The following is a 7,332-nucleotide window of genomic DNA, read 5'->3' as shown; positions in this document are numbered from 1 at the left end:
GGGCCGGTGGCGGCACCGGCCGACGTGGGCCGGCTGGTGGTGCCGGTGGCGCCGGGTGTGGCACCCGGCGGGGTCAGCCGGCGGTCAGGTTGTCGGCCACGGTGCGGGCGAGGTTCTCCAGCGTCTCGTCGGCCAGCCCGTCCGCCGCCTCGTCCCCGGTCAGCTCCAGCCGGACCCGGGCGCCACCGGCGTCGGCCGGGTCGACCCGGATCTCGGCGGACCAGTCGGGCGCGCTGGCGCTGCGCCACCGGGCGTGCATCCCGTCGCCGTCCACGTCGGGGCGGTGGTCGCCGTCGGCGCGCAGCGGCTCGGGCAGCCAGGCCGACACCCGGTCCGGGTCGGTCGCGGTGTTGAAGACCACCTCGGGTGGCGCGGAGATGCCGCGCTCGGCGTACGCGGGCATCAGGCGTCCCGCAGCCGGCTCGGGTCCACCTCGCGGCCGGGGTGCCGGGCCAGGTACTCCGTCTCCAACTCGGCGGTCCGGCGGAGGTGGTTGGCCAGGGCCGAGTCGGCGGCGTGCCGCAGCGTGTCCAGCCGGGTGCGGTGCAGGCTGTGCATCTCCCGGAGCAGGTCCTCGTCGGTCAGCTCGGTGGGTTCGATGCCGAGCAGGTCACCGTCGACGGCGCGGTCGCCGTCCCACTCCGGAAGCCGCTGCTCGGGGCTGACCTCACCGATGGCACCCGTCGTGGTGCCGTCGTGGCGTGCCGGATCGCTCATGATCGGCCTCCCTGGTCTCGTCTGTCCCGGCATCTAGACGGTTGCCCACAGCGGCTGTCACCAAACCCGTCCGGGTGCCGCCCGGCGTGGCCACTACGACACGGTGTCGGAGACGCCGGAGGGGCCCGGTACCCTCGATGCCATGAAGCGGCTCTGGACACCGGCGTGGGTGGTCCGCCACGTGGCCATGGTCGTGCTGGTCGTCGCGTTCCTCGCCCTCGGCTGGTGGCAGATCAGCCGGGCCGCCAGCGGCAACACCCTGAGCTGGGCGTACGCCTTCGAGTGGCCGATCTTCGCCGGGTTCGTGGTGTTCGTCTGGTGGCGTGAGGTCCGGCTGGCGCTGCGCGGCGACGCCGCCGGGCCGGACCCGTCCACCGGGGCGCCCGCCCCGGCGTCCGACGGGCCGACCGGGGCGGTGGACGGTCGGCCGGCGGTCCGACGGCCGGTACGGGCCGCCCGGGTGGCGGTGGCCGACGGCGCCGAGGACGGCGAGTTGGTCGCCTACAACCACTACCTGTCATGGTTGAACGCCAATCCGGGCGCCAAGCCCGGTGACTACCCCGGCTGAGGCCGGCTCGGAAGGACGGACGAAGGTGGGCGCAGCCCTTACCCGCTACCGCGTGATCGCCTGGATCGTGGGTGTCGTGCTGATCATGCTGGTGGTGATCGGGATGCCGTTGAAGTACGGGTTCGACAACCCGGTCGTGGTGGAGACCATCGGTCCGTCGCACGGCTTCCTCTACATGGTCTACCTGGCCGCCGCCTTCGACCTGTCCCGGCGGGCCGACTGGCCGCTCAAGCGGATGCTGGCGGTGATGCTCGCCGGCACGGTGCCGTTCGTCTCCTTCTGGGCGGAGCGCCGGGTCAGCCACTGGGTGCACGAGGCCCGGCCGGAGCGCGCGCCGCAGACCGTGGCCGGCTGACCCCCACCGGGCCCCTCCGGCGGCCACCCGTGCGACCGGCGGAGCACGAATCACCACTTCGGGTGACGGCTCGGGCAGGTCACGCCGCACTTCTGTCACATACGTCCCGGCAATGAACGCCGGTACCTCTGGTTCCGGGTTACCTTGTGCAGGCCGGACCGGTCGACCGCGGTCCACCCGGACAGCCCCGGGCCGGTGCCGCCGAGGCCGCGCAGGCCCCCGGCGGCCGATGGGAGAGGAGCCCGCCGCTCTTGTCGTCCCTTCGGGATCTGCTGCGTCCCCTGGTGGCCGCCGGCCTCGTCGCCGCGCTGGTCGTTCCCGCCTCCCCGGCGTCGGCGGAGCCGACGGTGGCGGAGCTGACACGGCAGATCGACAAGTCCTCGACCGAGTTGGCGCGGGTGGTCGAGACGTACAACGAACTCCGGGAGAAGATCAAGGAGAACGAGCGGGTCGCCGCCGGTCTCCAGGCCCGGATCGCGCCGCTGGAGGAGCAGACCGCGCGCAGCCGCGCCGACGTCGGCGAGATCGCGGTGACCGCGTACAAGACCGGTGGCCTCCAGACGGTCGACGCCCTGCTGTCCCCGGGCGGCTCCGGTTCCCTGGCGGAACGGTTGGGCACGCTCGACCAGCTCACCCGGCAGCGCCAGGCCCGCATCGCCGGGTTCACCGCCAACCAGCGCCGGCTGGTGGAGCAGCAGCGCAGCCTGGACACCACGCTGGCCCGGCAGGCCGCGCAGGCGAAGCAGGTGGCCGCCGGCAAGAAGAAGATCGAGAAGGACCTGGCCCGGCTCTACGAGCTGCGCCGCACGGCGTACGGGGCGGCGACCGAGAAGCCGGCCCGGAAGGCGGGCAGCGCGGCCAAGGAGGCCCCCGCCGTCTCCGGCAAGGCCGGGGTGGCGGTCCGGTACGCGTACGGCGCCATCGGCAAGCCCTACGTCTGGGCGGCCGACGGCCCGAACGGGTACGACTGCTCGGGGCTGACCTCGGCCGCGTGGCGGGCGGCGGGCCGGTCGCTACCGCACAACACCAAGATGCAGTGGAACGCCGTGGCGAAGATCAGCCGTAGCGAGTTGCGCCCCGGCGACCTGGTCTTCTACCGCAGCCTCGGGCACGTGGCGCTCTACGTCGGCGACGGTCAGGTGATCCACGCCCCGACCTTCGGCCGGCACGTCGAGAAGCGGAGCGTCGACCTGATGCCCCCGTACGGCTACGGCCGGGTCCGCTGACGGACCGGTGAGAGGCGAACGGCCGGCGTCCACTGATGGACGCCGGCCGTCGGCATTCCGGCGGGTCGGTCGCCGACCCGCCGCGCTGGGGCGGGTCGGTCACCGGCCCGTACGCCGGGAGGTCGGGGGTTCGGGCCGGTCCGGGTGGACCGGCCGCCGGGGTGGAGGCGGCCCATCGGTCAGGCTGCCTGCAGCCCCTCGGCACGGGCCAGCTCCCGCAGCCGGCCGAGTGCCTGGATCTCCAGCTGCCGGATCCGCTCCCGGGAGAGCGAGAAGCGCGAGGCGACCTCGGTCAGCGAGTGCTCCCGGCCGTCCTCCAGCCCGTACCGGGCCCGCATGATGCCGGCGGAACGGTCGTCGAGGTGGTTGAGCAGGCCCTCGATCCGCTGCCGCTCCAGCCCGGTGAGGACGATGTCCTCCGGCGAGGGGGCGTCGCTGTCGGCGACCAGGTCGCCGAGGTTGGTGTCGCCGTCGTCGCCGACCGGGGTGTCCAGCGACACGGTGTCCTGGGACCACCGGACCAGCTCGTTGACCCGCTCCACGGTCACCCCGAGGGCCGCCGCGATCTGCTCCGGCTCCGGGTCGCTGCCCAGCTCACGGGTGAGCTGACGGGCGACGTTGCGCATCCGGTTGACGTCCTCCACCAGGTGCACCGGCAGCCGCACGGTCCGCTCCTGCTGGGCGATGGCCCGGCTGATCGCCTGGCGGATCCACCAGGTCGCGTAGGTGGAGAACTTGTAGCCCCGCTCGTAGTCGAACTTCTCGACCGCGCGGACCAGGCCGGTGTTGCCCTCCTGGATCAGGTCCAGCATGGGCATCCCGGACCGGACGTAGCGGCGGGCGATCGACACGACCAGTCGCAGGTTGGCCCGGATGAAGAGGTCCTTCGCCCGCTCACCCTCGGCGACCACCCGCTCCAGGTCGTCCCGGTCGACACCGGCGGGAACGCGGTCCTCGCCGAGCAGGTGCTCGGCGTAGAGGCCGGCCTCGATCGCCTTGGAGAGATCGACCTCCTTGGCGGCGTCCAGCAGCGGCGTCCGGGAGATCTCGTGAAGGTAGACTCCGACCAGGTCGCGCTCCTCGGCAACCTCGTCGGTCCGCATGCCGATGTTCTTGTCCACGTTACCCACGGTCCCCTCGCTAGCGCCGGTTGCCCGGTTCTTTGCCATCCCCACGTTCATCAGCCCTCCCCCGTCCCTCAATGAGTGCCCCGCCGTGCTGACACCTACACAACAGCCGGGACGTGTCAGGGATTCCATGTCGTGAGTCGAAAGTGTCACGAACGCCTGAGTATCTGCTGAGAGCGCGGTCCATGTTTGCTGTCAGCACCCCCGTCGGGTGACTCGCCGCTGAGGTGCCACAGGGCCAGCGGCTCGGCGGATCGACGGTCCGCCCGGGAGAATCGCACCATTGCGTACCCCGGGTGCACAGCGATCCGGGTCACCGCCCGGCTGCGATCCTGGTCACTGAACGAATACGGCCCGCCGGGACGGCCGGTTCACCCGTATCCATGGATTACCCCACGTCTGGTGGAACAATCCGACGCGCGTGTCGCCTCCCGGTCCGGGGTGTGTTCCGGGTCGCACCGGCGGCCTCCGGCAGGCGGCCCGGGGGCTCAGGTGGCGAGCAGGTCGAGGGCGCCGCGCACCTGGTGGGCGGCGCGGGCCAGGGCGGCCCGTGCGGCCGGCACCCCGGCCCCGGAGACCAGCGACACCAGGGCGGTCTTGAGGTCGCCGTCGGCCTCGTGCAGGGCCCGCCGGGACACCTCCTCGGAGCACCCGGTCGCCTCGACCAGGATCGAGAGCACCCGGCCACGGAGCTTGGCGTTGGTGGCGACGAGGTCGACCATGAGGTTCGAGTAGACCCGGCCGAGCCGGACCATCACCGCCGTGGAGAAGGTGTTCAGCACCAGCTTCTGCGCGGTGCCCGCCTTCATCCGGGTCGACCCGGCCACCACCTCGGGGCCGGTGTCCACCCCGACGAAGACGTCCACCGAGGCCGCCGCCCCGGCCCCGGGATCGGCGCAGACCAGCACCGTCGCCGCGCCCCGGGCCCGCGCCGCGGCCAGCGCCCCGAGCACGTACGGGGTCCGCCCGCTCGCGGCCAGCCCGACCACCAGGTCCCCGGCGTGGACGCACTCGGTGGCCTCGGCCGCGCCGGTCCGGTCGTCGTCCTCGGCGTTCTCCACCGCCCGCCACAGCGCCGTCGGCCCACCGGCGATGTGCGCGCAGAACCAGTCCCGGGGGGCGTTGAACGTCGGGGTCAGCTCGGCGGCGTCGAGCACGCCGAGTCGGCCGGAGGTGCCGGCGCCGAAGTAGTGCACCCGGTGGCCGGCGCGCAGCGCCGCGACGGCCAGGTCCACGGCGGTGGCGATCTCGTCGAGCAGCGCGCCGACCGCCCCCGGCACCCGCCGGTCCGCCTCGTTGATCACGGTGAGCACGTCCCGGGTGGGGAGCAGGTCGAGGTCGAGGCTCTGCGGGTTACGGCCCTCGGTGGCGGCGCCCACCCGGACCGCCGGCCGCTGCGGCCCGGCCGGGTCGACCCGGCCGGACGTCACCCCCGCCTCCGCCCCGGGCCCACCCGGTGACCCCGGACCGCCTCGGCGGTCGCCTCCAGGGCCCGTTTCGCCCGCGCCCGGTTGCGCGCCGCCACCCCGACGAAGAGACAGTCGACGACGGTGAGCTGGGCGAGCCGGCTGGCCGTGGCACCGGAGCGGTAGGTCGTCTCGCGGGCCGCCGTGGTGAGCACCAGGTCGGCGACCTCGGTGATCGGGGAGCGCGGGAAGTTGGTCAGGGCGACCGTGGTGGCGCCCCGGGAGCGGGCCTGCTCCAGCACCTCGATCACGTCCGAGGTCGTCCCGGTGTGCGAGATGCCGATCGCCACGTCGCCCCGGCCGAGCAGCGCGGCGGAGGTGAGCGCGGTGTGCACGTCGGGGAAGTAGAACGCGGTCCGGCCGATGCGGTGCAGCTTCTGCTGGAAGTCCGAGGCGACGAAACCGCTGGCCCCGGCGCCGTACACGTCGATGCGGCCGGCGGCGGAGATGGTCTCGACGACCTGCTCGCAGACGGCGGGGTCGAGCTGCTCGGCGGTCTCCTCGACGGCCCGCGCGTCGTTGAAGGCGATGGTGGCGATGATCTGCGCCAGGTCGGCGCCGGGTGGGATGTCGCCGCCGACCACCCGGGCGTCCGGTGGCTCGACCCGGCGGGCCGCCTCGGCGGCGAGCCGGATGCGCAGCTGGGGGTAGCCGTCCATGCCGACCGAGCGGCAGAACCGGATCACCGTCGCCTCGGAGGTCTCGGCCGCGGTGGCGAGGTCCGTGATGGTGCGCCGGGCGGCGTCCGCCGGGTCCGCCACCACCAGCCGGGCGACCCGCTGCTCGGCGGGGGACAGCGACGGCAGCAGGCCGCTGATGTGGACGATCAGCCCACCCGGCTCGCGACTCGCGGAAATCTTCGGACTTTTCACCACGGATGAAACTTACTTTCACCGCGCGTGAGCGTCAACCACCGCTCCCTCGATGCGGGACGCGCCGTGACCGGCCCGCCCACCCTGGCAGCCTGCCATTTCCGCAGCACCACCGGCTCGGCCAGCGGGCCGGGCCGGACCGCCGGACGGCTGCCCGCCCGGCACCGTCCGGTGCGATGACGGTCCGAAAGCTACGGTGTGCGGTATGGCGGAACGCAGTGTGCTGGTGACCGGGGGCGCGGGCGGGCTGGGCGGGGCGGTCACCGCCGCCTTCGTCGCGGCCGGCTGGCGGGTGGTCGTACCCGAGCGGACGGGTGACGTCCCGGGGCAGCCGGCTGCGGGCGGCGTGGTCACGCTGACCGCGGACCTCACCGACCCGGCCGGCGCGGAGCGGGCCGTCGAGGTCGCCGCCGCCGACCCGGCGGCCCCGCTGCGCGCGGTGGTCAACCTGGTCGGTGGGTACGCCGGCGGCGCCCTGGTGCACGAGACCCCGGTCGAGGAGTTCGACCGGATGCTGACCCTCAACCTCCGGCCGACCCACCTGGTCACCCGGGCCGCCCTGCCGCACCTGGTGGCGGCCGGCGGCGGCGCGGTGGTCTGCGTCTCGTCCCGCGCGGCGGTGACCCCCTTTCCGGGCGCGGCCGGGTACGTCACCGCGAAGGCGGCCGTGCTCGCGTTCGCCAACGCGGTCGCCGTCGAGTACCGCCGCTTCGGAGTGCGCTGCAACACCGTCCTGCCCAGCGTCGTCGACACCCCCGCCAACCGGGCCGCGATGCCCGACGCGGACCACGGCCGCTGGGTCACCCCGGCCGAGATCGCGCCGGTGGTCCGCTTCCTGGCCGGCGACGAGTCGGCACCGACCAGCGGCGCGACCGTCCCGGTCTACGGCCGCGCCTGAGCCCACGGCGGGGCCTGAGCCGGCGGGCCTCACGGCGGTACCGGCCGGGCCTCACGCCGGCACCCGAACCGGCCTACGGCCGGGCCTGGGCCACCGGTCCGCT

At 74.0% G+C, this 7,332-nt stretch carries 9 protein-coding genes; 4 read left to right on the top strand and 5 right to left on the bottom strand.

The features are described 5' to 3' along the window. Nucleotides 1–73: 73 nt before the first annotated feature. A complete protein-coding gene (locus AWW66_RS30600; RefSeq protein WP_067373854.1) occupies nucleotides 74–403 on the bottom strand; it encodes an SRPBCC family protein in 330 nt (109 codons plus the stop codon). Continuing rightward, complete coding sequence (locus AWW66_RS30595; RefSeq protein WP_067373852.1) at nucleotides 403–717, bottom strand: DUF6158 family protein; 315 nt, start codon at nucleotides 715–717, stop codon at nucleotides 403–405. Before AWW66_RS30595 ends, AWW66_RS30600 begins: the two co-directional genes overlap by 1 nt. Before the next feature lie 142 nt (nucleotides 718–859). On the opposite strand from AWW66_RS30595, the gene AWW66_RS30590 reads away from it, so the two are divergent. The 3 genes from AWW66_RS30590 (at nucleotide 860) to AWW66_RS30580 (ending at nucleotide 2,866) form a co-directional block, all read left to right on the top strand. Continuing rightward, on the top strand, nucleotides 860–1,285 hold the full coding sequence (locus AWW66_RS30590) for a hypothetical protein (protein WP_067373849.1): 426 nt from the start codon (nucleotides 860–862) through the stop codon (nucleotides 1,283–1,285). Between the two features lie 25 nt (nucleotides 1,286–1,310). Continuing rightward, on the top strand, nucleotides 1,311–1,640 hold the full coding sequence (locus AWW66_RS30585) for a DUF3817 domain-containing protein (RefSeq protein WP_067373846.1): 330 nt from the start codon (nucleotides 1,311–1,313) through the stop codon (nucleotides 1,638–1,640). A gap of 251 nt (nucleotides 1,641–1,891) precedes the next feature. After that, on the top strand, nucleotides 1,892–2,866 hold the full coding sequence (locus AWW66_RS30580) for a C40 family peptidase (RefSeq protein ID WP_067373857.1): 975 nt from the start codon (nucleotides 1,892–1,894) through the stop codon (nucleotides 2,864–2,866). A gap of 179 nt (nucleotides 2,867–3,045) precedes the next feature. Here AWW66_RS30580 and AWW66_RS30575 read toward each other — a convergent pair whose 3' ends face one another. The 3 genes from AWW66_RS30575 to AWW66_RS30565 all read right to left on the bottom strand — a co-directional run bounded on the left by AWW66_RS30575 (nucleotide 3,046) and on the right by AWW66_RS30565 (nucleotide 6,334). After that, the gene (locus AWW66_RS30575) at nucleotides 3,046–4,035 is read right to left on the bottom strand and encodes a sigma-70 family RNA polymerase sigma factor (protein ID WP_211272157.1); all 990 of its coding nucleotides are present in this window, start codon (nucleotides 4,033–4,035) and stop codon (nucleotides 3,046–3,048) included. Between the two features lie 446 nt (nucleotides 4,036–4,481). Continuing rightward, nucleotides 4,482–5,423, bottom strand: a complete 942-nt coding sequence (locus AWW66_RS30570; RefSeq protein WP_067373839.1) for an N-acetylmuramic acid 6-phosphate etherase — start codon at nucleotides 5,421–5,423, stop codon at nucleotides 4,482–4,484. Then, nucleotides 5,420–6,334, bottom strand: a complete 915-nt coding sequence (locus AWW66_RS30565; protein WP_067373837.1) for a MurR/RpiR family transcriptional regulator — start codon at nucleotides 6,332–6,334, stop codon at nucleotides 5,420–5,422. Before AWW66_RS30565 ends, AWW66_RS30570 begins: the two co-directional genes overlap by 4 nt. A 202-nt stretch (nucleotides 6,335–6,536) precedes the next feature. Between AWW66_RS30565 and AWW66_RS30560 the strand changes: the two genes are divergently transcribed. Next, complete coding sequence (locus tag AWW66_RS30560) at nucleotides 6,537–7,229, top strand: SDR family NAD(P)-dependent oxidoreductase (RefSeq protein WP_067373834.1); 693 nt, start codon at nucleotides 6,537–6,539, stop codon at nucleotides 7,227–7,229. Nucleotides 7,230–7,332 lie beyond the last annotated feature (103 nt).

This window comes from Micromonospora rosaria (assembly GCF_001567585.1).
GTDB classification, from domain to species: Bacteria; Actinomycetota; Actinomycetes; order Mycobacteriales; family Micromonosporaceae; genus Micromonospora; species Micromonospora rosaria.
Note: the sequence above shows the minus strand (reverse complement) of the source record. Positions and strands in the feature narration are given on the sequence as shown.